This is a genomic window from Micromonospora sp. NPDC005215 (genome assembly GCF_040607915.1).
Lineage (GTDB): Bacteria > Actinomycetota > Actinomycetes > Mycobacteriales > Micromonosporaceae > Micromonospora.
Window position 1 is genome coordinate 33825 of sequence record NZ_JBEXHQ010000003.1, and the last position, 26531, is coordinate 60355.

At 71.9% G+C, this 26531-nt stretch carries 26 protein-coding genes; 15 read left to right on the top strand and 11 right to left on the bottom strand.

Features of this window, described 5'->3' with window-relative positions; all coding sequences use genetic code 11:
- On the bottom strand, positions 1–224 hold a 224-nt coding region (locus ABZU25_RS03740; protein ID WP_355027783.1), incomplete at its 3' end, for a hypothetical protein.
- A gap of 628 nt (positions 225–852) precedes the next feature.
- On the opposite strand from ABZU25_RS03740, the gene ABZU25_RS03745 reads away from it, so the two are divergent.
- Together ABZU25_RS03745 and ABZU25_RS03750 are read left to right on the top strand one after the other, a co-directional pair.
- Positions 853–2028 carry a geranylgeranyl reductase family protein gene (locus ABZU25_RS03745; RefSeq protein ID WP_355027784.1) on the top strand — a complete coding sequence of 392 codons (1176 nt, stop codon included), beginning with the start codon at positions 853–855 and terminating at the stop codon, positions 2026–2028.
- Between the two features lie 31 nt (positions 2029–2059).
- The gene (locus ABZU25_RS03750) at positions 2060–2830 is read left to right on the top strand and encodes an isoprenyl transferase (protein ID WP_355027785.1); all 771 of its coding nucleotides are present in this window, start codon (positions 2060–2062) and stop codon (positions 2828–2830) included.
- A gap of 39 nt (positions 2831–2869) precedes the next feature.
- On the opposite strand, the gene otsB is transcribed toward ABZU25_RS03750, so the two are convergent.
- The 3 genes from otsB to ABZU25_RS03765 form a co-directional block, all read right to left on the bottom strand.
- Positions 2870–3694: a trehalose-phosphatase gene (gene otsB, locus ABZU25_RS03755; RefSeq protein WP_355027786.1), complete on the bottom strand. Its 825-nt coding sequence runs from the start codon at positions 3692–3694 to the stop codon at positions 2870–2872.
- Positions 3695–3761: 67 nt separating this feature from the next.
- Positions 3762–4115 carry a hypothetical protein gene (locus ABZU25_RS03760; RefSeq protein WP_355027787.1) on the bottom strand — a complete coding sequence of 118 codons (354 nt, stop codon included), beginning with the start codon at positions 4113–4115 and terminating at the stop codon, positions 3762–3764.
- 162 nt (positions 4116–4277) lie between these two features.
- Positions 4278–4721: an XRE family transcriptional regulator gene (locus tag ABZU25_RS03765; RefSeq protein WP_355027993.1), complete on the bottom strand. Its 444-nt coding sequence runs from the start codon at positions 4719–4721 to the stop codon at positions 4278–4280.
- A 264-nt stretch (positions 4722–4985) separates the two neighbouring features.
- Here ABZU25_RS03765 and ABZU25_RS03770 point away from each other — a divergent pair, with 264 nt between their 5' ends.
- From ABZU25_RS03770 to ABZU25_RS03800, 7 genes are all read left to right on the top strand, one after another.
- Positions 4986–5330 (top strand): hypothetical protein, encoded by a 345-nt coding sequence (locus tag ABZU25_RS03770; protein ID WP_354995764.1) that lies wholly within the window; start codon positions 4986–4988, stop codon positions 5328–5330.
- 31 nt (positions 5331–5361) lie between these two features.
- Positions 5362–5697, top strand: a complete 336-nt coding sequence (locus ABZU25_RS03775) for a hypothetical protein (protein WP_130407318.1) — start codon at positions 5362–5364, stop codon at positions 5695–5697.
- A 414-nt stretch (positions 5698–6111) separates the two neighbouring features.
- Positions 6112–7527 (top strand): PhoH family protein, encoded by a 1416-nt coding sequence (locus ABZU25_RS03780; RefSeq protein ID WP_355027788.1) that lies wholly within the window; start codon positions 6112–6114, stop codon positions 7525–7527.
- A gap of 277 nt (positions 7528–7804) precedes the next feature.
- On the top strand, positions 7805–8482 hold the full coding sequence (locus tag ABZU25_RS03785) for a lytic transglycosylase domain-containing protein (RefSeq protein ID WP_355027789.1): 678 nt from the start codon (positions 7805–7807) through the stop codon (positions 8480–8482).
- 115 nt (positions 8483–8597) lie between these two features.
- Positions 8598–9251, top strand: coding sequence for a rhomboid family intramembrane serine protease (locus tag ABZU25_RS03790; protein ID WP_355027790.1), 654 nt, complete (start codon positions 8598–8600; stop codon positions 9249–9251).
- Positions 9252–9357: 106 nt separating this feature from the next.
- Positions 9358–10326, top strand: coding sequence for an NAD(P)/FAD-dependent oxidoreductase (locus ABZU25_RS03795; RefSeq protein WP_355027791.1), 969 nt, complete (start codon positions 9358–9360; stop codon positions 10324–10326).
- Positions 10327–10391: 65 nt separating this feature from the next.
- The gene (locus ABZU25_RS03800; RefSeq protein ID WP_355027792.1) at positions 10392–12149 is read left to right on the top strand and encodes a hypothetical protein; all 1758 of its coding nucleotides are present in this window, start codon (positions 10392–10394) and stop codon (positions 12147–12149) included.
- A gap of 20 nt (positions 12150–12169) precedes the next feature.
- On the opposite strand, the gene ABZU25_RS03805 is transcribed toward ABZU25_RS03800, so the two are convergent.
- Positions 12170–13141, bottom strand: a complete 972-nt coding sequence (locus tag ABZU25_RS03805) for a DMT family transporter (protein ID WP_355027793.1) — start codon at positions 13139–13141, stop codon at positions 12170–12172.
- Positions 13138–14169, bottom strand: coding sequence for a class II fructose-bisphosphatase (gene glpX, locus ABZU25_RS03810; RefSeq protein WP_355027794.1), 1032 nt, complete (start codon positions 14167–14169; stop codon positions 13138–13140). Before glpX ends, ABZU25_RS03805 begins: the two co-directional genes overlap by 4 nt.
- Positions 14170–14328: 159 nt before the next feature.
- On the opposite strand from glpX, the gene ABZU25_RS03815 reads away from it, so the two are divergent.
- Both ABZU25_RS03815 and ABZU25_RS03820 read left to right on the top strand, forming a co-directional pair.
- Complete coding sequence (locus ABZU25_RS03815; RefSeq protein ID WP_355027795.1) at positions 14329–14976, top strand: DUF4245 domain-containing protein; 648 nt, start codon at positions 14329–14331, stop codon at positions 14974–14976.
- Between the two features lie 162 nt (positions 14977–15138).
- On the top strand, positions 15139–15987 hold the full coding sequence (locus ABZU25_RS03820; protein WP_355027796.1) for a hypothetical protein: 849 nt from the start codon (positions 15139–15141) through the stop codon (positions 15985–15987).
- A 43-nt stretch (positions 15988–16030) separates the two neighbouring features.
- On the opposite strand, the gene ABZU25_RS03825 is transcribed toward ABZU25_RS03820, so the two are convergent.
- A complete protein-coding gene (locus ABZU25_RS03825; RefSeq protein WP_355027797.1) occupies positions 16031–16252 on the bottom strand; it encodes an exodeoxyribonuclease VII small subunit in 222 nt (73 codons plus the stop codon).
- Between the two features lie 45 nt (positions 16253–16297).
- Positions 16298–17512 carry an exodeoxyribonuclease VII large subunit gene (gene xseA / locus ABZU25_RS03830; RefSeq protein ID WP_355027798.1) on the bottom strand — a complete coding sequence of 405 codons (1215 nt, stop codon included), beginning with the start codon at positions 17510–17512 and terminating at the stop codon, positions 16298–16300.
- A gap of 114 nt (positions 17513–17626) precedes the next feature.
- On the opposite strand from xseA, the gene ABZU25_RS03835 reads away from it, so the two are divergent.
- The gene (locus tag ABZU25_RS03835) at positions 17627–18613 is read left to right on the top strand and encodes a 4-hydroxy-3-methylbut-2-enyl diphosphate reductase (RefSeq protein WP_355027799.1); all 987 of its coding nucleotides are present in this window, start codon (positions 17627–17629) and stop codon (positions 18611–18613) included.
- A 40-nt stretch (positions 18614–18653) separates the two neighbouring features.
- The gene (locus ABZU25_RS03840; protein WP_355027800.1) at positions 18654–19088 is read left to right on the top strand and encodes a hypothetical protein; all 435 of its coding nucleotides are present in this window, start codon (positions 18654–18656) and stop codon (positions 19086–19088) included.
- Positions 19089–19097: 9 nt separating this feature from the next.
- On the opposite strand, the gene ABZU25_RS03845 is transcribed toward ABZU25_RS03840, so the two are convergent.
- Positions 19098–20261, bottom strand: a complete 1164-nt coding sequence (locus ABZU25_RS03845) for a DNA recombination protein RmuC (RefSeq protein WP_355027801.1) — start codon at positions 20259–20261, stop codon at positions 19098–19100.
- A 54-nt stretch (positions 20262–20315) separates the two neighbouring features.
- Here ABZU25_RS03845 and ABZU25_RS03850 point away from each other — a divergent pair, with 54 nt between their 5' ends.
- On the top strand, positions 20316–21173 hold the full coding sequence (locus ABZU25_RS03850) for a hypothetical protein (protein ID WP_355027802.1): 858 nt from the start codon (positions 20316–20318) through the stop codon (positions 21171–21173).
- Positions 21174–21243: 70 nt separating this feature from the next.
- Here ABZU25_RS03850 and ppc read toward each other — a convergent pair whose 3' ends face one another.
- Both ppc and ABZU25_RS03860 read right to left on the bottom strand, forming a co-directional pair.
- Positions 21244–24030 (bottom strand): phosphoenolpyruvate carboxylase, encoded by a 2787-nt coding sequence (gene ppc / locus ABZU25_RS03855; protein ID WP_355027803.1) that lies wholly within the window; start codon positions 24028–24030, stop codon positions 21244–21246.
- Positions 24031–24159: 129 nt separating this feature from the next.
- A complete protein-coding gene (locus ABZU25_RS03860) occupies positions 24160–25233 on the bottom strand; it encodes a hypothetical protein (RefSeq protein ID WP_355027804.1) in 1074 nt (357 codons plus the stop codon).
- A 71-nt stretch (positions 25234–25304) separates the two neighbouring features.
- On the opposite strand from ABZU25_RS03860, the gene ABZU25_RS03865 reads away from it, so the two are divergent.
- Positions 25305–26345 (top strand): S66 peptidase family protein, encoded by a 1041-nt coding sequence (locus ABZU25_RS03865; RefSeq protein ID WP_355027805.1) that lies wholly within the window; start codon positions 25305–25307, stop codon positions 26343–26345.
- Positions 26346–26531: the final 186 nt, after the last annotated feature.

Genomic DNA, 26531 nt, shown 5'->3' on the forward strand with positions numbered 1-26531 from the left:
GTGGGCACGATCCCGCTCTCGGCGTGGCCGGCAGCCGCGCGGCAGGCACTGACGATGTGGCCTTGGGTTGAAGTGGGCACGATCCCGCTCTCGGCGTGGCCGGCAGCCGCGCGGCAGGCACTGACGATGTGGCCTTGGGTTGAAGTGGGCACGATCCCGCTCTCGGCGAGGCCGGCAGCCGCGCGGCAGGCACTGACGATGTGGCCTTGGGTTGAAGTGGGCACGATCCCGCTCTCGGCGTGGCCGGCAGCCGCGCGGCACCCACCGACGATGTGGCCTGGGGTTGAAGTGGGCGCGAATCCGCTCTGGGCTGGCCGGCAGCCGCGCGGCACCCACCCACGCCTAGCTAGTCGCAGCCGCTGTAGAGCTGCCCCAGATATGGGCCGGGCCCACGCCAAGGTCGCGTCGGCGTCCGTGCCTGTGTCTGTGGTCGGTCCTTGTGCTGGTATCCGGCCTTGTGCTGGTATCCGGCCTCGTGCCGGCACCGAACCTCGTGCCGGCGCCGAACCTCGTGCCGGCGCCCGGCCTGGTGCCGGCGCGCTGCCCGCGTTCGTATCCACGCCGTTCTGGGGCCGTGACCGATGCCCCAGATACGGGGCAGGTCTACAGGCGGTTGGACAGATAGGCCGACCCTCGCGGCGCGGGGTATCCCGGCATCAGGGGTCTTCCTGTCGCCACGCCTGGACCACCCGTGCCTGTTGCTGGAGGCGTTCGCGTCTCCCATTGGAGGAAGTTGATGCCGAGTGGGTGCGGCCTGCACGAGCGGACAGCGGGCAGGATGGCGGGTGGCGTCGGTCACAGCGGTCGGCGTGGACGGGCGCGGGTGGATCGTGGGGGCGGTGCGGGAACGGCATGGCCGCGCCGCGTTGGTCGGAGGGAGGCGCGGTGAGCGACGAGTTCGACGTGGTGGTGGTGGGAGCGGGGCCGGCCGGGGCAGCCGCCGCGTTGACGGCGCGCCGGGCGGGCGCCAGCGTCCTGCTGCTGGACCGGGCCGACTTTCCCCGGGACAAGGCGTGTGGCGACGGGATCGCCGCGCACTCGGTGGACGTGCTTTCCGAGCTGGGGGTGACCGAGGCGGTGGCGGGCTACGCGCCGCTGCCCGCGTTGCGCATGATCGCGCCGGGCGGCGGCGCCGTGGCCCGGGCGCTGCCTCGACCCGCGTACACCGTGCCCCGGGAGGTCTTCGACGCGCGGCTGGTGGCGGCCGCGGTGGCGGCCGGCGCGCAGTTGCGCCGGCACACAGTGCGCCGGGTCGAGCCGCGCGCCGACCGGGTGGTGCTCGACGGGGAGTTGTCCGGCCGGGTGGTGGTGGGTGCCGACGGTGCCGGTTCGGTGGTGCGTCGGGCGCTCGGCCACCCGCAGAATCCCGACCGGCACCTGGCGCTGGCCATCCGGGGGTACGCGCCGGCTCTGCCCGGCCCGTCCGAGCAGCTCATCGTCACCTCGAAGGCGCGCTGGCCGGCGTACGCCTGGTCGTTCCCGATCGGCGACGGACGGGCGAATGTCGGGTACGGGGAGGTGCTGCGCGGTGAGCCGCTGAGCCGCGCGTACCTGCTGGACCGGCTGGCCGCGCTGCTGCCCGGCACCGACCTGGGAACGGTGACCGCGTTGCGCGCCCATCACCTGCCGCTGTCCACCCACCGGCCGACACCGGGGCGTGGGCGCACGTTGCTGGCCGGGGACGCGCTGTCACTGATCAATCCGTTCACTGGTGAGGGCATCTTCTACGCGTTGCTCTCCGGTGCGCTTGCCGGTGCGGCAGCGGCCCAGGCCCCCGATGCGGCAGCCGGCCGCTACGCGCACGGGTTGCACCGCCGCCTCGGCACCCACCTGCGGCACAGCTCGGTCGCGGCCTGGTTGGCGCGGCGTCGTCGAGTGGTGGACGCGGCGGTCCGGGCTGCCCGGCGGGACGACCGGGTGTTCTATGACGTGGTCGAGCTGGGACTGGGTGACGGACGTCTCACTGCCCGTACGCTGGCGATGATCGGCATCGGTCTCCCGGGCGGGGATGGGGCTCCGAGGCGGTGATCTGGCCGAAGGGTCGCTACGCTGCTAGGTGATGACGCTGCGGGACCTTATCTACTCCGTGTACGAGCGCCGGCTTACGGCGAAGCTCGCGGGTAAGCCGGTGCCCCGGCACGTCGGGGTGATGTGCGACGGCAACCGCCGCTGGGCGAGGGAGATGGGCTTCGTCGACCCGAACGACGGGCACCGGGTCGGCGCGGCGAAGATCAAGCACGTCCTCGGCTGGTGTGACCAGGCCGGCATCGGGCACGTGACCCTCTACCTGCTGGCCACCGACAACCTGCGCCGACCGGCCAGCGAGCTGGACCCTCTCCTCAAGATCATTGAGGATCTGGTGGTGGAGCTGTCAGAGGAGGGCAATCCCTGGCGGTTGCGCATCGTCGGGGCTCTCGACCTGCTCCCGGCGCAGACCGCGGCGGCGCTCAAGGGCGCCGAGGAACGCACCCGCGAGCGCAGCGGCGGTGCGGAGGTCAACATCGCGGTGGGCTACGGCGGTCGGCGGGAGATCACCGACGCGGTCCGCTCACTGCTGTTGGAGCACGCCGCCTCCGGCGGCACGATCGAGGAGTTGGCCGAGGTGCTGGACGTCGAGCACATCGCCGAGCACCTCTACACCCGTGGCCAGCCCGATCCCGACCTGGTCATCCGCACCAGTGGGGAGCAGCGGCTGTCCGGCTTCATGCTCTGGCAGTCCGCGCACTCGGAATTCTACTTCTGCGAGCTGAACTGGCCGGATTTCCGGCACATCGACTTCCTGCGCGCACTGCGCTCGTACGCGACCAGGCAACGCCGCTACGGCGCCTGAGCCGGCGGCGGGCGACGTGTCTGTCGCCGCGCGGCCGGCTCAGGGCAGGTGGGTCAGCGCCTGGGTGAGGAAGTCGCCCAGGGCGGCCGGGGACTCGATCGTCAGGTCGGCGGCGTTGGCCACCTCGTGGCCGGTCTCCGGGTTGGCCACGGCCACGCAGACGCCGAGGAAATCCGGGTCGGCGGCGGCGCGGGCGCGCAGCGCGGCGAAGGCCTTGATGTCCGAGACGTCGTCACCGAAGTACCAGGCGCCGGTGGCGCCCTTGATCGCCTCGCCGATCACCATGCCCTTGTCCCGGTCGACCGGCGGTTTGAGCTCCAGCACCATCCGCCCGGCCTGGACGCGCAGCCCCAGCCGGTCGGCCTGTGCCTGCCCCCACTGCTGCACGGTCGAGCCGAGCTGTGGGGCGGTACGCCAGTGCAGTGCGACGGAGAGCCGCTTGTATTCCACAAGCGTGCCGGGTGGCAGCTCCGCTCGGGCGAGGTCGGCCAGCTCCGCCATGGTCGGCACCCAGGGCAGCGCGGCCGGCTCGGTGACGGTCTCCCCGCCGGAGTGGCTGTGCTCCAGCCCGTAGAGGCCGTAGAGGTCCACGCCGGTGAGCCCGCCGAGCTGATCCCGAAGGAACTCGACGGGCCGGGCGGAGACGATCGCGACCCGCTGCACGATCGGGGCCAACGCCTCGATCGCGGCCAACGCCTTGGGCGCCGGGCGTACCGCTGTCGGATCGTCGTCGACGGGCGCGAGCGTGCCGTCGAAGTCGAAGAAGAGCACGGTCCCGGCCGCCCGGCGGGCGGTGGTCCGCCAGGCCTGGTCGGCGTTCAACGGGGTTCTCGGCTGGTGATTGCCCAGATTCAACGGCGGCACGCGCGTCAGCGTACCCCGGCGATGAGAGCTCATTCCTGGCCGAGTGGACCCGTTGCGCGGTAGGCGATCAGCGTTCGGCGGCTCCTCGTCCACGCCGACCGAACGGCACCACCGCGGCGTCCTGGCCGTGGCTCAACAGGTAGCCCTCCACAAACCCGGTGTTGCGATCGCCGGTGTGGTTCTCGATCTCGTTGAGCCGTGCCACCAGGAACTCGGTGAGCGCGCTGATCCGGTCGTTCATCCGCTCGTGCAGCTCGGCGACGACGGCCAGGATGACCGCGGTGCCGGCGGTGATGAGCACAAAGAGGTTGACGAGCAGCGGAAGCTGCCCGCCGTTGACCGCGAGGGTCACCGCGTTGCCGGTCGCCCACAGTGTCACCGACACCGTCGCGACCACGACTGCCAACCACTTCAGGGTCATGGACAGACCCCTCCTTATGTCCCGCAGGGCTGGGTTCGGCCTTGTCCCGTCCCCCCGCCGATGACGAGCCCAAGCAGTACGAATAGGGACGCTAGCGTGCCCGTTCCGGCCCCGGAGGCAAACGAATAAACCCGACCAGGCGTTCTTTCGCCATCTGAGGAACTAGCCTGCTTGATTGCCTCTATTTCGGACATCGACCGGCAGCGTTGGGCGGTATGCGAGATATCTGATGGTTTCGCGGATGTGGAACTTCTCCGCGTCCGAGACGTTCGGATCGACCAGACGGCGTAGCAGAGCCTCCACGTCCGGGTCCATCGGAGGGGCTGGCTGGCCGCTGCGGGGGCCGGCCGCGGTGCGGTCCCAGCCGAGCGCGGCGAAGGCCGCCGCGGGATTCAGCCCCAGGCCCTCACAGAAGGCGACCACCCGTTCGGCTTCCGGGTCGCTGGCCCAGTCGCCCCGGACCCACCGGTTGATGGTCTGCCGGGAGACGCCGGTGCGCCGGGACACCTCGGTGCCACTCCAGGCCCGGGTCGCTCGTGCCTCGTCCAGGGCGCGGCGAACGAAGGTGGCGAAGGCGATCTTCCGCGCATTGGCCGTCTCGGTCACCCCGTGACGGTACGGCCAGCCGGCGGCGAGCGCGCCACCCGGCTCGCCACTGTCACGCATACGTGACGGGATCTTCGGATTTCCGGTAAACGATTCAGCGCCACTGTCGAGGGGTCTCACGCGGGCAGAATAGATGCCCGTAGTGGCGAGCGTAAGCGGATGAAAAGCTGATACTGTCACGCCCATGGGACAATCTACGGTGTGTCACGTGCATGAGACGACTGGTGCTCACATGCGTCACGCCCCCGGTTGCGAGGGGGTGTGGTGACCGAGCTCGCCACCCGCGCCCAGGCCTTCGGGCTGATCGCCGAGGGGGTGGCCGCGGGGCTGACCGCCCCCTGGCGCCTCTACCTCGCCCGAGGCTGCCGCTACCTGTCGCTGAGCGTCGGCGACCGCGCCGAGTGGAACGCCTGGCGTACCCATCTCGGCTGCCCGGAGCTGAGCGTGCGGGTCTACGACGCCGGCGGCGAGATCCGCCGCTCCTCGGTGGCCGAGATCGTGCTGGACGGCTGCCGGATCAGCGTCGAGCTGGTCGAGGAGGTCAGCACCGACGACCTGGACCGGCTGCTCGTCGCGGATCCCACCACGATCGAGCCGGAGGAGCGATGACCGGGTGTCCGGGCCGGGCCGGGGTCGCCCGATGAGCCCGTTCCTCGCGGTGTTCCTCGTCCTGGTGCTCGGTGCGACCAGCTACGCGGCCGGCCGGTTGCACGGGCAGCTCAGCTACCGCATCGGCTACCGCTTCGGCTACCGGCAGGGCTACTTCGACGGTGACCGGGGCGCCTGGAACCGGCGTCGCCGCGACGCCCAGGCCGCGATCGCCTCCGCCCTGTCGGTCTCCCCGGCGGGCGTCGTCCGCTCGGCCGGCACCGTCGCCCGCCCCGGCACCACGTACACCGGCTCGTCGTTCAGCGCGCCGGCCGCCCCGATCACCGGGCGGCACCCGACCGGCACGCTCGTTCGACGTACCGGTTGAGGTCGGTCGGCGGGCACAGGCCCGCCGGCCGGCACCACCGACGCGGTGCGTCGTCCGCGGCGGACACGCACCGTCGGGGTCACGTCAGACCGGTGACGGTGACCCCAACCGGCCGGGGTGCGCGCAGGGGGCATGCATCCCGGCCGGTTCCGCCGCACCCACCACCTGCATCCGCGCTGGTGCGGGCCCCGGCGAACGGGTGTGCGGACACCCGACTTGGGAGATCCACGTCCGGCCTCTAGCCGGAAGGGTCCGGCGGGGCTAGCGTCTAGGCATGGCACGGGGTTCTCCCGAGCCAGCCGGTCCGCCCGGATCTGCGACCTCGCGCACGGGGTTCCGCATCCGACCCCGTGTCCCCGGGCACCGGAGGAGGCGGATCACGGGTGGCGGGTGCCCATCCGTCGGAGCAGGCCTGTGACGACTCGCCGTACCACCGCCGGTGCCGACCAGACCCCGGCCGCGACTGCCACGACCCGCCGTGCCACCAGGAGCCGCCGTACGGCGGCCGCCGCGCCGGCCGACCCGAAGGAGCCGCGACCAGCCGGCCAGGCCTTTGTCCTGGACACTTCCGTGCTGCTCTCCGATCCGGCGGCGTTCCACCGGTTCGCGGAGCACGAGGTGGTGCTGCCTCTGGTGGTCATCACCGAGCTGGAAGGCAAGCGGCACCATCCGGAGCTGGGCTGGTTCGCCCGGCAGTCGCTGCGGATGTTGGACGACCTACGGGTCCGGCATGGCCGACTCGACCGTCCGGTGCCCGCCAACGACGCTGGCGGCACCCTCCGGGTGGAGCTCAACCACACCGACGACGGCGTGCTGCCACCCGGTTTCCGAACCGAGAGCAACGACGCCCGGATCCTCTCCGTCGCGCTCAACCTCGCCGCCGAAGGGCGGGAGGTGACCCTGGTCAGCAAGGACATGCCGCTGCGGGTCAAGGCGGCCTCGGTGGGCCTGCGCGCCGACGAGTACCGCCACGGCCAGGCCAGCGACCCGACCTGGACGGGCATGTCCGAGCTGGAGCTGAGCGAGGAGCAGATCGGTCGGCTGTACGGCGGCGAGACGCTCGACCTCGACGAGGCGGCCGGTCTGCCCTGCCACACCGGCCTGGTGTTGCACTCGGGGCGGGGCTCCGCGCTCGGTCGGGTCCTGCCGGACAAGTCGGTCCGGCTGGTGCGGGGCGACCGCGAGGCGTTCGGTCTGCACGGCCGCTCCGCAGAGCAGCGCATCGCCCTCGACCTGCTGCTCGACGAGTCCGTCGGGATCGTCTCGCTGGGCGGCCGGGCGGGCACCGGCAAGTCGGCGTTGGCGCTCTGCGCCGGGCTGGAGGCGGTGATGGAGCGCCGCCGGCACAAGAAGGTGATCGTGTTCCGTCCGCTGTACGCCGTCGGCGGCCAGGAGTTGGGCTACCTGCCCGGGTCGGAGTCGGAAAAGATGTCGCCGTGGGCCCAGGCGGTCTTCGACACGCTCGGCGCGGTGGTGCACGAGAACGTGCTGGAGGAGGTCACCTCGCGGGGCATCCTGGAGGTGCTGCCGCTGACCCACATCCGGGGGCGCAGCCTGCACGACGCCTACGTGATCGTGGACGAGGCCCAGTCGCTGGAGCGCGGGGTGCTGTTGACAGTGCTGTCCCGGATCGGGCAGGGCTCCCGGGTGGTGCTCACGCACGATGTGGCCCAGCGGGACAACCTGCGGGTCGGCCGGCACGACGGGGTGACCGCTGTCATCGAGGCGCTCAAGGGTCATCCGCTCTTCTCCCACGTCACGCTCAGCCGGTCGGAGCGGTCGCCGATCGCCGCGATGGTCACGGACCTCCTGGAGGACATCCCGATCTGATGGTCGCTTATGCGGGCCTTTGTCCGCATTTTTAGTGTGGCGCAGTTCACAAACAGCGTGGTTGGTTTCCCATCAGCCTCACTGTGCGCAATCGTGTTCCACGAGCGTCCACGCACCACCGGGATCGTTGGTGATCGTTCGTCCCGAGACGGGCGACATCGGCGGCGGTCGGTGCGTCGGCGCGGCCGGCAAACGGTCGGGGCGCTCGTGGCACGGTTGACGGTCCACCTGTGGCCGCCCCGCGCCGCGTCCATGCCCCCGACGAAGGGACCACTTCGTGAGTCGGCTGTGGAGCCGGTTGGGCGCCCGTACGGCTGCTGTAGCGCTGCTCTCCGTGGGCGTTGCCGGCGGCTTCTACCTGGGCGAGAACCGGGAAACCCAGCAACAGGGGTTGACCGAGCAGGTCAGCCGTGAGGTGGACCAGGCCGACCTCGCGTACCAGCGCGAGCGGCAGGCCGCCCACCAGGTGCAGTTCTCCAAGCAGCGGGCCGCCGAATACCAGGCCAAGCTGCGGGCGGCGCAGGCCGCGAAGGAGGCCGCCGAACGAGCCCGCCGGGCCGAGGCCGCCGCGGCGTCCCGCAAGCGCGAGCGCGCGGCCGCCAACGCGCCCGCCAAGCCGTACGACGGGCTGATCCCGGCGTCCTGCGAGGAGTTCAGCGGCAACCGCAAGACCGGCTGCGCCCTGATGATCGGGAAGGGCTTCGGCATCGCCGAGTTCCCCTGCCTGGAGAAGCTCTGGACCAAGGAGAGCGGCTGGAACCACAAGGCCGCCAACACCGGTTCCGGTGCGTACGGGATCCCGCAGGCACTGCCGGGCAGCAAGATGGGCACTGTCGCCGCCGACTGGCGGACCAACCCGGCGACCCAGATCACCTGGGGGTTGGGCTACATCAAGGGCAAGTACAACTCGCCCTGTGGCGCCTGGGGTTACTTCCAGAGCCACGGCCACTACTGACGACGTCGACGGTGGGTCGGGTGGGCAACCATCCGCCCCGCCGTCGCGCGTACGCCGGTCGGCTCGGACGGGACGCGAGTGGCGGTCGGCCGCTTTTGCTGATAGCAGTTGTCACGTGAGCCTGCACCCGTCAAACGGCGACCCCTACCGGTTCGGCACCGAGGCGTTCTACGCCGCGCTCGGCCGGGCGTTCGTCGCCATGTGCGCGGTGGTCCCGTTCCTCTTCCTCATCGAGGCCGTCGACCAGGGGCTCGCGTTCGGCCTGGACGCCACCGCCGGCATCATCCCGCAGCGCATCGAAGGGTTGGACGGGGTCTTCTTTTCCCCGTTCCTGCACCACGGCTTCGACCACCTCTACAGCAACAGCATCCCGCTGATCCTGCTGGGCACGTTCGTCCTGGCGGCCGGCGCCCGCCGCTTCCTCTGGTCGACCCTGGTCATCATCCTGGTCAGCGGGCTCGGCGTGTGGTTCACCGGCTCGCCCAACTCGGTGGTGGTCGGCGCCAGTGGCGTCATCTTCGGCTACCTGGGCATCCTGCTCACCCGGGGCATCGTCGAACGCAGCTGGTGGAACTTCGCGGTCTTCCTGTTGGTCGGCCTGCTCTACGGCTGGCAACTTGTCGGCATCCTCCCCACCGACGAGCGGATCTCCTGGCAGGGCCACCTGTTCGGCCTGCTCGGCGGGGTGGTGGCGGCGATCCTGTTCCGCCGCCGACGCCCGGCGGTGGACGGACCGGACCACTTCGGGTCCACGCTCAGCCTGCCCTGACCAATTCCCCGGCGCGCCCCCTGAGACGTGCTTGCCGGACCGCCGCCACCCGCCTACGGTCGAGATCAGCAAGCGTTGATCCGTAAGCGGAAAGCGACGGTACGCCATGCGTGAGGTCGATGTCGCAGTGATCGGGGCCGGTCCGGCCGGTCTCTTCGCCGCGTACTACGCCGGGTTCCGGGGTCTGTCGGTGGCGGTGATCGACGCGCTGCCCGAGCCCGGCGGTCAGGTCACCGCCATGTACCCGGAAAAGTTGATCCTCGACGTGGCCGGCTTCCCCGCCGTCAAGGGCCGGGACCTGGTGGCCAACCTCGTCGCACAGGCCGCCCCGTTCGCACCCCAGTACCTGCTCAACACCCGCGCCGAGAAACTCTCGTACGCCGACGACCGCCCGGTGCTCGGCCTGGCCGGGGGCGAGCAGCTCGGGTGCGGGGCGGTCGTGGTCACCGGTGGGCTCGGCAGCTTCAGCCCTCGGCCGCTGCCCTGCGCCGACGGAGCCCCCGGCACCGGGATCGTCTACTTCGTCACCGAGCCGACCGAGCTGGCCGACCGGGACGTGCTGATCGTCGGTGGTGGCGACTCCGCCTTCGACTGGGCGTTGGCGCTGCAACCACTTGCCCGTTCGGTGACCCTGGTGCACCGCCGCGAAAAGTTCCGGGCGCACGCCTCGACGGTCGCCCGCGTGCTGTCCCTGCCGGTGCGGGTGCTTGTCAACGCCGAGGTCAGCCGGCTGATCGGGGAGGGCGCGGTAACCGCCGCCGAGGTGACAGTACGCGGTGGTGCCACCGAGACGCTGCCGGTGGACACCGTGGTCGCCGCGCTGGGCTTCACCGCCGACCTGGGCCCGCTCGCCGAGTGGGGGCTGCGGCTGGACCGCCGGCACATCCTGGTGGACAGCGCGATGGCCACCAACCTGCCCCGGGTCTTCGCCGCGGGCGACATCACCGAATACCCGGGCAAGGTGCGGCTGATCGCCACCGGCTTCGGCGAGGCGGCGACGGCGGTCAACAACGCGGCAGTGGCCATCGACCCGAGCGCGCACCTCTTCCCGGGGCACTCCTCCGACGCCGGCTGATCGTCGGTATCGGACTCGAACCGACCCGTGTCCGGATCGAGACGCCTGGGCCGGACCCTGAGAGGATGACGGGCTCCGAGGCACGGCACGACGGCGCACCGACGACCCTCTCCTGGCTCTGCCACCCCACCACAGTGCTCGCCCTGGTCCTGCTGCTTGTCAACGACCACGTGCTGAAGCCGGCCCTTCCCGGCCTGCTGACCGGCAAGCTGAGTGACGTCGCCGGCCTGGTGCTCGCCCCGCCGCTGGTCGCGGTGCTGCTGACGCTCCTGGTGCCGCGGTTGCCGGCCCGAGCTGCCGCGCTGGCCGGTCTGGTCGCGGTGGGCGCCGGGTTCGCGCTCGTCAAATCCAGCGGGTACGCCGCCGAGCTGGCCTCGTCGGCCTGGACCGTGCTGGCCGGGCCGTCGCTGGTCCGGGCCGACTGGACCGACCTGCTGACCCTGCCGGCGCTCGGCCTGGCCCTGTGGAGTTGGACCCGTTCGCGCCGCCGACCGGTGCGCCAACGGACCGCCCGGCTGGTCCGACTGCTGGTGGTGCTGCCGCCGGCGGTGCTGGCGGTGGCCGCGACAAGCGTGGTGCACTACCCGTACGCAGTGGGCACCGCCCTGCTCGACGGTCAGCCGGCGGTCTCGATCGGCTCGGGCTACGACAACCGGACCTGGCCGGCCGAGCCGGCCGACGGCCGGTGGTCGGTCAGCGCGGACGGGGGGACCACCTGGCGAGCCGCCGAGGCCGCTGAGGAACAGCGGTTGTCCCGTCCGGGCCGTCCAGACGTCGGGCAGCGGCAGGCGTGCGCGCCGGCCCAGCCGCAGCGGTGCTACCGGACGGTCCCCGATCACCTGCGGGTGGAGCAGAGTGACGACGCCGGTGCGACGTGGCGGGTCGCCTGGGAGGTGTCGGACGCGCGCCGCGAGGCTTTTGCCCGTCGGTTCGACAGTCCGGGCGACATTCGCCGGCACTTCGCTTCCCGTGATCTGATCGTCTATCCCGCCGCCGACGGCGGCCACGAGGTGCTTGTCGCCAACGGTCGGGACGGCTTCCTGCGCCGAGCGTCGGACGGCGGGTGGCGGCGGGCCGGCTTCCTCAGCGAGCGGGATCCACCGGACGCCCGCTGGGACGATCCAACCCTGTTGGACCGCGGCGGCCCCGGCAGCCGCCAGACCGACCTGTTTCTCGCCTTCGCGCTCGCGCTGACCCTCGGTGTCGCGGTCACCGTGCTCGCTGCCCACCTGGCGATCCGCCGCAGCGGAGGTCCACGTGGGTGGGGACTCGCTGGCGGCGGGGTGATGCTGTCCGCGGGGATCGTGCTGGCCTCGGCCTGGGAGCGAAACGACGACTACACGACGTTCAACGCCGTGCTGCTCGTTGTCCTGCCCGCGTGCCTCCTGACGGTGGTGACCCTGCTCGTCCGAGCCTCCTACCAGGGGGCACTGCCCCAGTGGATCAGACGGGCACTGGCCGGGCTCCTGCTCACCACTCTGCTGGCCCTGCTGCCGCTCGTCGGTTGGCTGCACGGCACCCCGCCGCAGACCAGGTTCGCGGTGCCGCTCGCCCTGTTGGGCACGGTGCCGGGCGTGCTGCTGGCCACCCGGATCGCTGGCCTGGTCGATCCGACCCGCGCGTTCGAGAACAGGTACCCGCCGCGCCCGCCCTACCCGCCCTACCCTCCGCGCCCGCCAGTGGTGCCTGATCCGCCTTACCCGAATGCGCCCCACCCTCCGCGCCCGCCGGCGGTGCCTGACCCGCCCTACCCGTCGCAGCTCCCGCCGCCCTCGCCGCCACAGCTCCGGCCGCCCTACCCCTCGCAGTTCCCGCCGGGCTGACCGTTCGGCGGACGCCCCGGTCAGCGGCGGGCGGGTGGTGCCAACGCGGCGATCAGCACCGCCACCATGGTCAGCGCGGCGCCGAGCAGGGTGTTCAGGCCCGGGTGGGAGGCCGCCGTGGGCAGCACCAGGTCCAACAGGACCGCCCCCACGATCTGGCCGGCGATGGTGGCCAGGCCGAGCAGCAGCACCCCGGTGAACCGCACGATCGCGGCGGCGATCGCGATGAACACGATGCCGATCGGGCCGCCCAGGTAGAGCCACGGCTCGCTCGGCAGGTGACCGGTCGGCCAACCACGTACCGCGATGTCGATGGCGAACGCGACGAGCAGGGTGACGGTGCCGACGGCGAAGTTGACAAGTGTGGCCGTCAACGCGCTGTCGGCCGCCGCCCGGACCCGCCCGTTCACCGCCTGCTGCCAGGCGGTGCCCACCCCGGCGACAAGCGGCAGCAGGGCCAGCGCCAGCGCGCCCGGAGTACCGAGCCGGTCGCCGACCGCCAGGCCGACCGCGAGCACGGTGAGCACCGCGCCGGCGAGCCGTTGCCGGGTCACCGGCTGTCGGCCGGTCGGACCGATGCCCGCCCGGTCCACGGCGAGGCTGCTGCCGGACTGGCCGGCGACCACTGCCACGGTGAAGACGGCGACGCCCAACGTGCCGATGGTGAGGCCCTGGGAGGCCACCAGGAACGCCCCGCACATGCCACCGAGGCACTGCCACGGCCGCAGCGTGCCCGTCGCGAGCGCGCGCCGCACCCCGACCAGGCCCCGCCGCCCGGTCGCGGTGGCGGGCACCAGCACCAGGAGCACCAACAGGCCGATGCCGAACGAGACGACCGCGGCGGCGAAGCCGTCGGCCAGGCGTACCCCCAGCTCGCCGTTGATGCGGGACTGCAGCGCCACAGCGACCCCGGCGGCGGACGCCAGCGCGACGCCGGTGATCCGGCGGGCGGCCGACAGGATCTGCGGTGTCTCCGTGTTGGCGGCTGTCACTCCTGCTCGGCCAGCGGACGACCGTCGAAGTCGACAGCGGAGTAGAGCGCCAACTTCTCCAGCCGGTGGTACGAGTCGATCACCCGGATGGTGCCGCTCTTCGACCGCATCACGATCGACTGGGTGTACGCGCCGCCGGCCCGGTACCGCACCCCGCGCAGCAGATCTCCGGAGGTGACGCCGGTCGCCACGAAGAAGCAGTTGTCACCGGTGACCAGATCATCGGTGCCCAGCACCCGGTCCAGGTCGTGCCCGGCGGCGAGCGCCTTCTCCCGTTCCTGCTCGTCGCGCGGCCAGAGCTTGGCCTGCATCGCGCCGCCCATGCACTTCAGGGCGCACGCGGAGATGATGCCCTCCGGGGTGCCGCCGATGCCCATCAGCACGTCGACCTCCGACTCGCCCCGCGCGGCGGCGATGGAGCCCGCGATGTCGCCGTCGGAGATGAACCGGATACCCGCCCCGGTCCGGCGGATCTGCGTGACGAGGTCGTCGTGGCGGCTCCGGTCCAGCACACAGACCGTCACCTCGGAGACGTCGGTGCCCTTGACCTTGGCGATCCGGCGCAGGTTCTCGGCCACACCGGCGTTGATGTCCACCACATCGGCGTACGCCGGCCCGACGGCGAGCTTCTCCATGTAGAAGACGGCGCTCGGGTCGAACATCGCACCCCGCTCGGAGACGGCGAGCACCGCGACGGCGTTCGGCATGCCCTTGCTCATCAGGGTGGTGCCGTCGACCGGGTCGACGGCGACGTCCACCTCCGGGCCGGTGCCGTCGCCGACGTGTTCGCCGTTGAAGAGCATCGGGGCGTTGTCCTTCTCGCCCTCGCCGATCACCACCACGCCACGCATCTGGATCGAGTTGATCAGCTTGCGCATGGCGTCGACAGCCGCGCCGTCGCCGCCCTCCTTGTCGCCCCGGCCCACCCACCGACCGGCCGCCATCGCGGCGGCCTCGGTGACCCGGACCAGGTCGAGGGCGAGGTTTCGGTCGAGATCCTGTGGGATCCGCGTCCTGGTGTTGGTCATGACGGCTGCTCCTCCTCGCGACGGTGCGGGGACGACCGGCGGCGGGGCGGTCCCCACTGCCGGCTCTGTCGCTGATCCTCACACGATGGCCGACCGGGCGTTGGCGCGGGGCGGTGATGGCCTGGATACCGCCGGTCGGGCGGCTGCGAAGATAACGGGGTGGAACCCGCACAGCCAGCCGACCGCGTGCCCGCCGACCGCACGCCCCCCGACGGTCAGCCGCCGGTCGACGTCCCCGTCGCCCCCGGAGGTGAGCCCGCGGGCGATGACCCGACGCCACCGCCGCGGGTGCAGCCCGCCAGATCCGAGCGGTCGCCGAAGGACATGGCGATCTCGTTGCTGGTGCTGCTCGTCCCGATCGCGCTGCTGCTGGCGTTCTACCGGGGCTTTCTCGGTGGTGATCAGGCCACGACTGTCGATCCGGCCCCGGCCATCGAGCAGGCCCGGTCGGCGAACGTGTTTCCGGTGAGCCAGCCGGAGGGGCTCGGCTCCGGCTGGACGACGGTCAGCGCCCGCTACCAGACCGTCGATGGCGGGGCGAACCTTCGTATCGGCTATCTCACACCGGAGGGGCGGGGCGTCCAACTGCTCCAGAGCAGTGTGCCGGCCGAGCGGCTGCTTCCCGCCGAGCTGACCGACCAGGGCCAGCCCCAGGGCCCGACCGAGCTGGCCGGGCGGACCTGGCAGCTCTACGCGGCCCGGGGTAACCAGCAGGCGCTGGTCCTGCTGGAACCGACCCGCACGGTGATCGTCGTCGGCGATGCCCGGGACAACGAACTACGCGAGCTTGCCGGTTCGCTGCACTGAACGGACAGAAGGGCGATTGTCCGACCCGTCTTCAGGGAACAGAGAGGGAGTGATCCGGGCGCACCGCTCGGCCCGGATCGCGCGACGCGGCCGACGGTGCTGCCGCGTCGCCCGGTTTCCGGCGCCGTACAGGTCGTCGGGTGACCCTCTTGGGAGACACGTATGACTGTCCGACGACTCGGCGCCGGCCTGGTAGCCGCCGCCCTGATCACGCCCGCGCTGGCCGCCTGCGCCAACGGTGGCACCGGCACCGCCGGATCGACAGCGACCCCGACGGTGACCGCATCCGGCACGGCGAGCCCGTCGGGTGCCCCGGTGGCGGGCGACGCCAAGCAGGCCCTGCTCGACTCCACCAAGGAGATCAGCAGCGGCAACTTCCGGTTCACCCTGGCCGGGGCCGGCTCGACGGTGGAGGGGCAGGTGCACCAGCCGAGCCAGAGCGCGGAGACGAAGGTCGCCATCGGCGGCCCCTCGTCCGACCTCGCGATGAAGCTCGACGTGATCCACTTCAAGCCGGACAGCTGGGTGAAGCTGGAGCTGACCGGCCCCACCGCCGACAGCCTGCCCGCCATCAAGCAGCTCAACCTCGGCAAGTACCAGCACCTGGACCAGGCCCGGATCAAGGGCAACCGCAACCTCGGCTTCGACTTCGACAAGGTCGACCCGGCCGGCAGCGCGGTGCTGACCCAGGGCATCACCGAGGTCCGCAGCACCGGCACCGGCGCGTACGCGGGCACCATCGACGTCACAAAGGCCGCCGAGGCGGGCTCGCTGAACGCCGCCACGATCGCCGCGCTGGGCACCCAGGCGAAGACGGTTCCCTTCACCGCGAAGGTGGACCCGCAGGGCCGACTCAGTGAGCTGGTGCTGCAGTTGCCGGCCGCCGGGCAGACCGCCGCCCAGGAGATCAAGATGACGTACTCCGACTACGGCGCCGCCACCGCCGCTCAGAAGCCGCCGGCGGGCCAGGTCGTCGAGGCGCCGGCCGAGCTGTACAGCCTGTTCAACTGACGTGTCCGGGTGGGGCGGCTCCGGCCGCCCCACCGGCCGTCGGTCAGGACGCGGGCTCCTGCCGGGCGGCGTCGATCCGCGCCCGCGCCCCCTCCAGCCAGCGTTGACAGATCACCGCCAGCGCCTCGCCGCGCTCCCACAGCGCCAGCGACTCCTCCAGCGACGTGCCGCCGGCCTCCAGCCGCTCGACCACCGAGGCCAACTCGGCGCGGGCCTGCTCGTAACTGAGCCGTTCGTCCGGCCCGGCCTTCGTGTCGTCAGTCATCGCACCCATCTCAGCACACCGCTCGCCAGGTCACCGCGTCGCCACTCAGCCGTCGACAGTGGCGGCCAGTTCGCCGTCGGCCAGCCGTACCCGCAACGGGTCGCCCTTGCCGACCTCCGCCGTCGCACGCACCACGTGGCCGTCCGCGCGCTGCACTATCGCGTACCCCCGGTCCAGGGTGGCGGCGGGGGACAGCGCACGCAGCCGGGCGAGGGTGTGGCGCAGGTCGTCGTCGGCGGCGACGAGCCGGTGCTCCAGGCAGCGGCCGGCCCGCTGGCGCAACGCGGTCAGCTCGGTCGCCCGATGTTCCACCATGACCTGCGGTCGGGCCAGCACCGGCCGGGAACGCAGCCCGTCGAGCCGGTGCGTCTCCCGATCGACCAGGTTGCGCACCGCCCGTTCCAGGCGGTGCCGGGCCTGACCGATGAGGCGTACCTCCTCGGTGAGGTCGGGGACGACCCGCTTGGCCGCGTCGGTAGGGGTGGAAGCGCGGACGTCGGCGACGTAGTCGACAAGCGGCGCGTCCGTCTCGTGGCCGATCGCGCTGACCACCGGAGTACGACAGCCGAACACCGCGCGGCACAGCGCCTCGTCGGAGAAGGGCAGCAGATCCTCGATGCCGCCGCCGCCCCGGGCAATGATGATCACGTCGATGCTCGGGTCGGCGTCCAGCACCCTGAGCGCGTCGACGATCTGCGGCACCGCGGACGGGCCCTGCACCGCCACGTTGACAGTGCGGAACTCCACCGCCGGCCAGCGTCGCCGGGCATTTGTCAGCACGTCCCGCTCCGCCGCCGACGCGCGCCCGGTGATGAGCCCGATCCGGCCGGGCAGGAACGGCAGTCGGCGCTTGCGGGCGCGGTCGAAGAGCCCTTCGGCGGCGAGCAGTTTCTTGAGCTTCTCCAGTCGGGCCAGCAGCTCGCCGAGCCCCACCTGGCGGATCTCGTCGGCGCGCAGGCTCAACGTGCCCCGGGCGGCGTAGAACTCCGGCTTGGCGTGCAGCACCACCCGGGCGCCCTCGCGCAACTCCGGCGCCCCGGCGTCCAGCACGTCCCGGTTGGTGGTGACGGTCAGGCTCAGGTCGGCCGACGGGTCACGCAGGGTGAGGAAGACAGTGCTGGCCCCCGGGCGGCGGCTGATCTGCGCCACCTGCCCGTCCACCCACACCCAGCCGAGCTTGGCGATCCATGCCCCCACCTTCTGGCTGACCACCCGCACCGGCCAGGGCTCCTCCGCGCTGCTCCGCGCCCCCTCGGTCACCCGCCCACCCTACGGACCCTCCCGGTGCGCAAGAAGTCTGCGTCCGCCTCGGGCGCGTTCCGGACACAAACCGCGTGATCACCGGGGCCGACCGGGGGCACGTACGATGGGTGGGTGACTGAGGCTGAGGCGACTCCCCGGACCGGCAAGCGCGTGCTCCTGGCGAAGCCCCGCGGCTACTGCGCCGGCGTCGACCGCGCCGTGCAGACCGTCGAGGAAGCACTGAAGCTCTACGGCGCCCCGATCTACGTGCGCAAGCAGATCGTGCACAACAAGCACGTCGTGCAGACCCTGGAGGCCCAGGGTGCGATCTTCGTGGAGGAGAACGAGGAGGTGCCGGAGGGGTCCACCGTCATCTTCTCCGCGCACGGCGTCGCTCCCGAGGTCTACGAGCAGGCCAGGCAGCGCTCGCTGAAGGCGATCGACGCGACCTGCCCGCTTGTCACCAAGGTGCACCACGAGGCGAAGCGGTTCGCCGCCGAGGACTACGACATCCTGCTCATCGGCCACGAGGGGCACGAGGAGGTCATCGGCACCGCCGGTGAGGCCCCCGCACACATCCAACTGGTCGACGGCCCGGACGGCGCCGACAAGATCACGGTCCGGGATCCGGAGAAGGTCGTCTGGCTCTCCCAGACCACGCTCTCGGTCGACGAGACGCTGGAGACGGTGGCCCGGCTCAAGCAGCGACTGCCGCTGTTGCAGTCCCCGCCCAGCGACGACATCTGCTACGCCACCTCCAACCGGCAGCACGTGGTCAAGGAGATCGCCGCCGACTGCGACGTGGTGATCGTGGTCGGCTCGACGAACTCCTCCAACTCGGTCCGCCTGGTCGAGGTCGCCCTGGACGCGGGCGCGCGCGCTGGTCACCTTGTCGACTTCGCCCACGAGATCGACGACGCCTGGCTGGAGGGGGCCAACACGGTCGGCCTGACCTCCGGCGCGAGCGTCCCAGACGACCTGGTCCAGGAGGTGCTGGCGTACCTCGCCGCGCGGGGCTTCGCCGACGTCGAGGAGATCACCACCGCGAACGAGCGGCTCACGTTCTCCCTCCCGCAGGAACTGAGGCGGGACATGAAGGCCGCGGCGGCGCGCGGCTGAGCACGGGAACGAACTCGACCCGGCGTACGTCAGATCCGGCATGAGGACCTTTCGGCTCGCCGTCTCCGCGCTGACCGTCTGCGTGGCGTTGAGCGCCTGCGGCAGCGAGGCCGCCCCGGGCGGCACCCCCACTCCGACGCCGACGGAAACGCAGCCGGTGACCAGCCCGCCCGCACCCGACCCGACCAGCACGCCGTCGATCGTCGACCCCGCACCGACCACCCGGCCGTCGAGCCCGAAGCCGGGCGGCCCCAGCACGCCCCCGGGGGTCCGAGCCACCACCCTGACCGGCACGGTGCAGGGCGGTGTGGAACCCAACTGCGTACTGCTCGACGGTTACCTGCTGCTCGGAGGGCCGCGGGACGTGCTGACCCCGGGTGCGCGCGTGGAGGTCACCGGCCGGGCCGAGCCCGGCATGATGACCACCTGCCAGCAGGGCACCCCGTTCGTCGTGTCGAACGCCAACCGGTCCTGAGCACCCGCGCTAGCGGGCCCCGACCTCGTCGTCGGCCGGATCGGCCAGCTCGGGTGCCTGCGGCTGTCGGGGCGTCAACTCGACCTGCGCGGGCGTGGCCAACTCCTCGTCCGACACGCCCAGCTCGGCGAGCTTGCGCGCGCTGACCAGCACCCGGGCCTCCAACGAGCCGACCGCCCGGTTGTACGCGGTCACCGCCCCGGCCAGCGACGACCCGAGCTTGCCCACGTGGTCGCCGAGGGTGGAGAGCCGACCGTACAGCTCGCGGGCGAGGGTGTGCACCGCCAGCGCGTTACGGGCCAGCGCCTCCTGCCGCCACGAGTAGGCGACAGTGCGGAGCAGAGCGACAAGCGTTGCCGGCGTGGCCAGCACCACGTTGCGGGTGAAGGCGTGCTCCAGCAGGGTCGGGTCGCGCTGGAGCGCGACGTCGAGGAACGGGTCGGCGGGGACGAACAGCACCACGAACTCCGGTGAGTTGTCGAACGCCGACCAGTACGACTTGGCCGCCAGCGCGTCGACGTGCCCCCGCAGGTGCCGGGCGTGCGCGTCGAGGTGGGTGTCGCGACCACGTTCGTCACGGGCCTCCATGGCCGTCAGGTACGCGTCGAACGGCGCCTTGGCGTCCACCACCACCGATCGGCCACCGTGCAGCCGGACCACCAGATCCGGTCGGACGACCTGGTGGTCGGTGGCGGCGGTGACCTGCTCGGAGAAGTCGCAGTGCTCCAACATCCCGGCCGCCTCGACGATCCGGCGCAACTGGTGCTCGCCCCACCGGCCCCGCACCTGCGGCGCGCGCAGCGCCGCCACCAGTTGCTTGGTCTCGGTGCGCAGCTCACCGGAGACGGCGTTCATCGCCCGGACCTGCTCGCGTAGCTCGGCGTACGCGTCGACCCGGTCGTGCTCCAGCTCGGCCACCCGCTGCTCGTAGCGACGCAGGGTGTCGTGCAGCGGCGCGACCGCTCGGGCCACCGCCTCCTGAGACTGCGCGGTGGCCTCGTAACCCAACGCCCGCATCGACTGCTCCAGCCGGCCCTCGCCCTCCCGGGTAGCGGCCAGGGTGGCATCGAGGCGGGCGATGTCGGCCGCCGAGCGGGACCGGGCCGCGAGCCAGCCCACCGCCCCGCCGGCACCGAGGCAGACGATCACCAGGAGCAGCGTCGAGACGTCCATCACCGGAGCTTGCCAGACCGGTACGACGTGCGAGCCGGGGGTACGTTCGTTGACATGGAACTTGTGCTCTGCCTCGCCGTCGTTGTGGTCGGTGCGTTGGGCGCCGCGGCGCTCGTCCGCGCCCAAGCTGGGGCTCGTCAACGCACCGCGCTCGGCGACGCCCGAGCGGAGGCGCAGCGGTGGTACGAGCGCCTCGGCGGCCAGTTGATGAACCTGCACGGCGACGACCCGGCGGTACGCCAGGCGCTGGCCGATGCCGGTGAGCGGTACAACGCGGCCGGCTCCCAGTTGGAGCAGGCGCGTACGCCGCACCAGTTCGGGTTGGCCCGGGAGACCGCGCTGGAGGGGCTGGCCTACATCCGGGCGGCGCGTACCGCGCTGGGCATCGACCCGGGCCCGGAGGTGCCGACGCTGGCCGCCGCGCGCGGCGTTGGGCAGCTCACCAAGGAGCGCGAGGTCGACGTGCAGGGGCAGACCTTCCGGGCCGGCCCGCAACCCGGCCGGGAAACGCCCTACTACTACCCCGGTGGGCGTTATCAGGGTCGGCCGGTGCCGGCCGGTTGGTATTCGACGCCGTGGTGGAAGACGGCGCTGGGCGCCGGCGCGGGTGTGCTCGGCGGCATCCTGATCGCCGACGCGCTGTTCTCGCCGGCCTTCGCCGACCCCGGGTACGGCTACGACGCCGGCTACCAGGAGGGCTTCGGTGACGGTGTCGATCAGGGCGGCGACGGCGGCGACCAGGGCGGCGACGGCGGCGACCAGGGTGGGGACTTCGGCGGCGGGGACCAGGGTGGCGGGGACTATGCCGGCGGGGACTTCGGTGGCGGAGACTTCGGCGGGGGCGACTTCGGTGGGGGCGGCTTCGGTGGCGGGGACTTCGGCGGTGGCGACTTCGGCGGTGGCGACTTCTGACCGTCGTTTCATGATCTGACAGCACAGGCCCCGGTCGCAGCGACCGGGGCCTGTTCCGCGTCCCGCCTGATCAGCCGGTGTTGCGCATCCCGGCGGCGATGCCGTTCACAGTGGTGAGCAGTGCCCGCTCCAGGGCGGTGCCGTCGCTCGGCGCGCGTCGGCCGCCCGGCGCGGTGGCCACCGCCCGTCCGGCGGCGCCGGACTCCCGGTACTGCCGCAGCAGCGCCACCTGGAGATGGTGCAGCGGCTCCAGGTAGGTGTCCCGTACGGCGAGGGTGCGCTGGAGCACCGGCGAGTTTTCCAGCAGGGCCGGCGAGGAGGTCACCGCCAGCACCTCCCGCTTGGTCAGCTCGTACTCCTGCTCGATCTGTTCGAAGATCGGGTGCAGCTTCTTCGGGACCAGGGTCTCGACGTACCGGCGGGCGATGCTCAGGTCGGTCTTGGTCACCATCATCTCGACGTTCGACAGGAACGTGCGGAAGAAGTGCCAGTTGCGGTGCATCTCGGCGAGCACGTCCGCCAGTCCGGCCTCGCGGGCGGCGGCCAGCCCGGAGCCCACGCCGAACCAACCCGGCACGATCTGCCGGGTCTGCGTCCACCCGAACACCCACGGAATGGCCCGCAGGCCGGACAGGCCCGCGCCGGTGTTCGGGCGCTTCGCCGGGCGGGAGCCGATGTTCAGCGCGCCGAGCAGCTCGGTGGGGGTGGACGCCCAGAAGTACGCCGGCAGGTCCGGGTCCTCGACGAGCGAGCGGTAGGACCGGTACGCCGACTCGGAGACCACGTCCATCGTGGCGTCCCAGCGCTCCAACATCTCGGCCGGCTGCCGTGGCGCGGTGTGCAGCAGGGTCGCCTGGAGCACCGCGGCGAGGGTGAGTTCCAGGTTCTCCCGGGCCAGCGACGGCAGGGTGTACTTGTCGGAGATCACCTCGCCCTGCTCGGTCACCTTGATCGCGCCGTCCAGCGTGCCGTACGGCTGGGCCAGGATCGCCTCGTGCGTCGGCCCGCCGCCGCGCCCGACCGTGCCGCCCCGACCGTGGAACAGCCGCAGGTGCACCCCGTGCCGGGCGGCCACGTCGCGCAGCGCGCGCTGCGCCCGGTGGATCGACCACTGGCTGGTGGTGATCCCGGCCTCCTTGTTCGAGTCGGAGTAGCCGAGCATCACTTCCTGCACGTCGCCGCGGGCGCTCACCAGTGCCCGGTACGCGGGCAGCGACAGCAGGTCGTCGAGGAGTTCGCCGCCGGCGTTCAGCTCGGCCGGGGTCTCCAGCAGCGGCACGAACCCGACCCGGGCCCGCCCGCTGTGCACGTCCACGAGGCCGGCCTCGCGGGCCAGCACCACCGCGGCCAGCACGTCGTCGACACCCATGGTCATCGAGATGATGTACGACTCGATCACCTCGGTGCCGAACCGGTCCTGGGCCTCCCGGATCGTGCTGAACACGTCGAACGTCTTGCGGCTGGGCTCGGAGAGCGGAGTGTCGAGCGTGGACAGCGGTCGGCGGCCGGTCAGCTCGTCGGCAAGCAGCTTGGTGCGTTCCAGCCGGGTCAGCGCCGGATAGTCGGAAACCTCGCCGACGGCCTCGTAGAGCTGGGCGAGCACCGCGTGGTGCGCCTCGGCGTGCTCCCGGACGTCCATGGTGGCCAGGTGCAGGCCGAACGCGGAGACCGTACGGATGGTGGAGGCCAGCCGGCCGACGGCGGTGAGCTGCCCGGAGTTGCGGGCCAGCGAGGCGCGCAGCAGGTCCAGGTCCGCGATCAGCTCGGCGGAGCCCTGGTAGTCCCGGCCGGGCACGTGCGCGGTGCCCTGGCGCAACCGCTGCCGGGTGTTGGCGAGCTTCGCCTTCACGCAGCGCGCCTTGAGCCGGTACGGCTCCTCGGCGTTGACCCGGCGGAACCGCGTCGCCACCTCGGGCAGTGCGTCCAGGTCGGCGGCGAGGCTGGCGGAGAGGTCCAGCGACACCCCGCGCAGCCGGCGGGAGACCGAGACCTCGTTGATCAGGTGGTCCATCGCCTTCTCGGTGGCCGCGATGCCGTGCTCGTGCTGGATGGTCAGCACCTCGCGGGTGACCGCCGGGGTGACGAACGGGTTGCCGTCGCGGTCGCCGCCGATCCAGGTGCCGAAGCTCAGCGGCCGGGCCGTCGGGGAGGTTTCCACGCCGAGGGTGCGCAGCGTGTCGGCCAGGTCGTCGAGCACCTGCGGGGCGGCCTCGGCGTAGAGGTCACGCAGGTAGTAGATGGCGTTGCGGGCCTCGTCGGTCGGGTCCGGCCGGTCGAGGCGCAGCTCGTCGGTCTGCCACATCAGATCCAGCAGCTCGGCCAGCCGGCGGTTGGCCGGGCCCTCGTCGCTGGCGCCGTAGAGGATCGCGTTGGCGGTCTCGGTGTCCAACTCGTCGGCGATCGCCCGCAGCTTGGACAGGATCGAGCGGCGGGCCGCCTCGGTCGGGTGGGCGGTGAAGACCGGGCGCACCGCCAGCCGGCGTGCCGCGTTGGCGATCTCGTCGGCCGGCACGCCGCGCTCGGCGATCATCTTGGCGGCCTGGTCCAGCCAGCCGCCGTGCACCGCGCGACGGCGGCGCAGATCCCGCGCACGGTGCACCTGCTCGGTGATGTTGGCCAGGTGGAAGTAGGTGGAGAAGGCACGGGCCAGCTTGGTGCCGGTGGTCACGTCGAGCCCACCGAGGCGTTGGGCGGCCGCCGGAGCGTCGGTGCGGACCTGGGCGCGGATCTCCTCGACGAGGTCGAGCAGCGGCCGACCCTCCTGGCGGGCCAGCGTCTGCCCGAGCAGGGTGCCGAGCCGGCGGATGTCGGCACGCAGCGCGGCGTCGGGGCCGTCGTGGTCGTGCTGGTCAGTCACGGTGCGCTCCCTCACGTGGATACGAAGGACAGCGCTGTCCGACTTACTGGATGGTATCCGCGCGCACCGGGTGTCCGGAGGGCCCCCTGGTGATCCACTGTCTCCGAGGTGGTGTTTTCGGGCGTGATCTCAGCCACCGTCGCGCGCTGATCCGGGGCCGCCGGAGGCTGACCCGGGACCGGGGCGGGGCGCTCCGGGGCTGGGGGTGGCGGCCCGCCGGCCCCGGACCAGGCTCGCGCTGACCAGGCCGAGCGCGCCGAGCACCGCCCAGAGGGTGAGGGCGATCGCCGGCCAACCGGCCGACCGCCAGTCGAAGTAGACCGCCGCCTTGGTCAGGTCGTTGGCGAGCCCGGGGATGTTCCACCGGTGCATGCCGCGCAGCAGGCCGGGCAGGAACTCGGGCGCGTAGATGCCGCCGGAGCCGGGGTTGCCGAGCACCACCAGGAGCAGGATGACAAGCGCGGTGCCCGCGACGCCGAGCCAGCCCTGGATGGCGCTGGCGAACAGTGCGGCGGCGAACACGGCCAGGGCGCCGATGGCGGCGATCGTCGGTACGTCGTGGTGCCAGATGTCCAGCACCGGTCCGACCACTACCGCGCCGGCGATGCCGAGCAGCACGCTGTAGACGGCCAGGGCAGCGATACGCAGCCCGGCCCGCCGCGCCGTACGCGGGGTGGTGCCGACGGACAACCCGAGCACTGTCGAGGCGAGGTAACCGCCGAGCACGTACCCGACGTTCAGGTAGAAGGGCACCACCCCGCGCGGGTCGGCGGAGGTGACCGGCACCTTGTCGACGATCTGTAGCGGGGTGCCGCTGCGGGTGGCGGCGGTGGTCAGCACTTCCCGGATCGCGCTGGTGGCGGAAGGGCCGGAGGCACTGGCGACGGTGAGGAGCAGGCCGTTGTCGGCGCCGGTGCTGAGCACCGCGTACACCGCCCGGCTGAGCAGGCCGTCCTCGGCGGCGCTCGCGTCGTCGTACCCGATCGGTTTGATGGTGGTGGTCTGGCCTCGGATGGCGTCGAGCGTCGCCTGGGCGCGCTGGTCGCCGAGGGCGACGCCGACCGGCAGGTCCCGCGGGGTGGGCTGGTGCAGTGCGCCGACGTAGGCGGCGATGAACGCGGTGGCCAGCGCGAGGGTGCCGAGGAGCAGCCCGATGCTGCGCGGTGCCCAGTCCCGGGCTCGACCCTGCGGGTTTTCGTCCATGTTGTCAGCGTATGGTCAGTTTCGCCCTCCTCCAGGCGGAAACCCCTTGCCTGGTCGGATAGCTTCTGATCATGGTGTCGCTGCGCTACCCGCCCAAACCGAGGCCGGGCGACCGGGTCGCCGTCGTCTCGCCGTCCGCCGGCCTGCCGGCGATCTTCCCCCACGTGTACGAGTTGGGGCTGCGTCGGCTGCGCGAGGAGTTCGAACTGGAGCCGGTGGAGTATCCGACCACCCGGGTCATGGGGGCGGACCCGCGCGACCGGGCCCGGGACCTGACCGCCGCCTTCGCCGACCCGAGCATCACCGCCGTGCTCGCCACGGTCGGCGGCAACGACCAGATCACGGTCACCCCGCACCTCGACGACGACGTGATACGGGCCAACCCGAAGCCCTACTTCGGCTACTCCGACAACACCAACGTGCTCAACCACCTCTACCGGCTGGGCATCGTCGCCTACCACGGCGGGTCGGTGCTGGTGCACCTCGGCCGGTCGGGTGCCCCACACCCGCTGACCTTCGACTCGCTGCGCGCCGCCCTGTTCGGCTCCGACTGGTACCCGCTGACGCCCGCGCCCACCTGGGGTGACCGGCCGAACCCGTGGACCGAGCCCGAGACGCTGGGGTACGAGCCGGAGATGCTGCCCGGCGAGGGCTGGCGCTGGCAGGGGCCGGAACGGGTGGTGCGAGGGCGTACCTGGGGTGGCTGCCTGGAGATCCTGCACTGGCTGATGGCCACCGACCGGGTGCCGACCGTCGACGAGCTGGCCGGGTCCGTGCTGGTCTTCGAGACCTCACAGGAGATGCCCAGCGCGCAGGAGGTGTTCCGGATCGTGCGGAACATGGGGGAGCGGGGGCTGCTCGCCGCCTTTCCGGCGATCGTCGTCGGCCGCCCGAAGGCGTGGGATTTCGACAAACCGCTGTCGGTGCCCGAGCGGTCGGCGTGGGGCGAGGCCCAGCGGGAGGCGATCATCCGCGCCCTCACCCCGTACAACCCGGACGCGGTGGTGGTCTTCGACGTCGACCTCGGTCACACCGACCCGCAGTTGATCATCCCGTACGGCGGCGAGATTCTTGTCGACGCCGTCGACCGCGGGATCTCGGTGCGCTACTGACCCGGCTGGTCCGGCCGCATCTCCCTGAGGCTGCGTGGATCCTGACGTCGGCTGCGGTGGTCGGGCGCGGAACCTGGCGCGTCCGTCGTTGACCTGGCGTGTCCGTCGTTGGCCTGGCGCGTGCGTCGTTGGCCTGGCGCGTGCGTCGTTGGCTTGGCGTGTCCGCTGTTGGCTTGGCGCGTGCGT

Excerpts from the sequence above, each read along its gene's own strand:
- ABZU25_RS03745 (WP_355027784.1), top strand. The coding sequence starts at position 853 with ATGGCCGCGCCGCGTTGGTCGGAGGGAGGCGCGGTGAGCGACGAGTTC.
- ABZU25_RS03750 (WP_355027785.1), top strand. The coding sequence starts at position 2,060 with ATGACGCTGCGGGACCTTATCTACTCCGTGTACGAGCGCCGGCTTACG.
- ABZU25_RS03760 (WP_355027787.1), bottom strand. The coding sequence starts at position 4,115 with ATGACCCTGAAGTGGTTGGCAGTCGTGGTCGCGACGGTGTCGGTGACA.
- ABZU25_RS03775 (WP_130407318.1), top strand. The coding sequence starts at position 5,362 with ATGAGCCCGTTCCTCGCGGTGTTCCTCGTCCTGGTGCTCGGTGCGACC.
- ABZU25_RS03795 (WP_355027791.1), top strand. The coding sequence starts at position 9,358 with ATGCGTGAGGTCGATGTCGCAGTGATCGGGGCCGGTCCGGCCGGTCTC.
- ABZU25_RS03800 (WP_355027792.1), top strand. The coding sequence starts at position 10,392 with ATGACGGGCTCCGAGGCACGGCACGACGGCGCACCGACGACCCTCTCC.
- glpX (WP_355027794.1), bottom strand. The coding sequence starts at position 14,169 with ATGACCAACACCAGGACGCGGATCCCACAGGATCTCGACCGAAACCTC.
- ABZU25_RS03820 (WP_355027796.1), top strand. The coding sequence starts at position 15,139 with ATGACTGTCCGACGACTCGGCGCCGGCCTGGTAGCCGCCGCCCTGATC.
- ABZU25_RS03825 (WP_355027797.1), bottom strand. The coding sequence starts at position 16,252 with ATGACTGACGACACGAAGGCCGGGCCGGACGAACGGCTCAGTTACGAG.
- ABZU25_RS03840 (WP_355027800.1), top strand. The coding sequence starts at position 18,654 with ATGAGGACCTTTCGGCTCGCCGTCTCCGCGCTGACCGTCTGCGTGGCG.
- ABZU25_RS03845 (WP_355027801.1), bottom strand. The coding sequence starts at position 20,261 with ATGGACGTCTCGACGCTGCTCCTGGTGATCGTCTGCCTCGGTGCCGGC.
- ABZU25_RS03850 (WP_355027802.1), top strand. The coding sequence starts at position 20,316 with ATGGAACTTGTGCTCTGCCTCGCCGTCGTTGTGGTCGGTGCGTTGGGC.
- ABZU25_RS03860 (WP_355027804.1), bottom strand. The coding sequence starts at position 25,233 with ATGGACGAAAACCCGCAGGGTCGAGCCCGGGACTGGGCACCGCGCAGC.
- ABZU25_RS03865 (WP_355027805.1), top strand. The coding sequence starts at position 25,305 with ATGGTGTCGCTGCGCTACCCGCCCAAACCGAGGCCGGGCGACCGGGTC.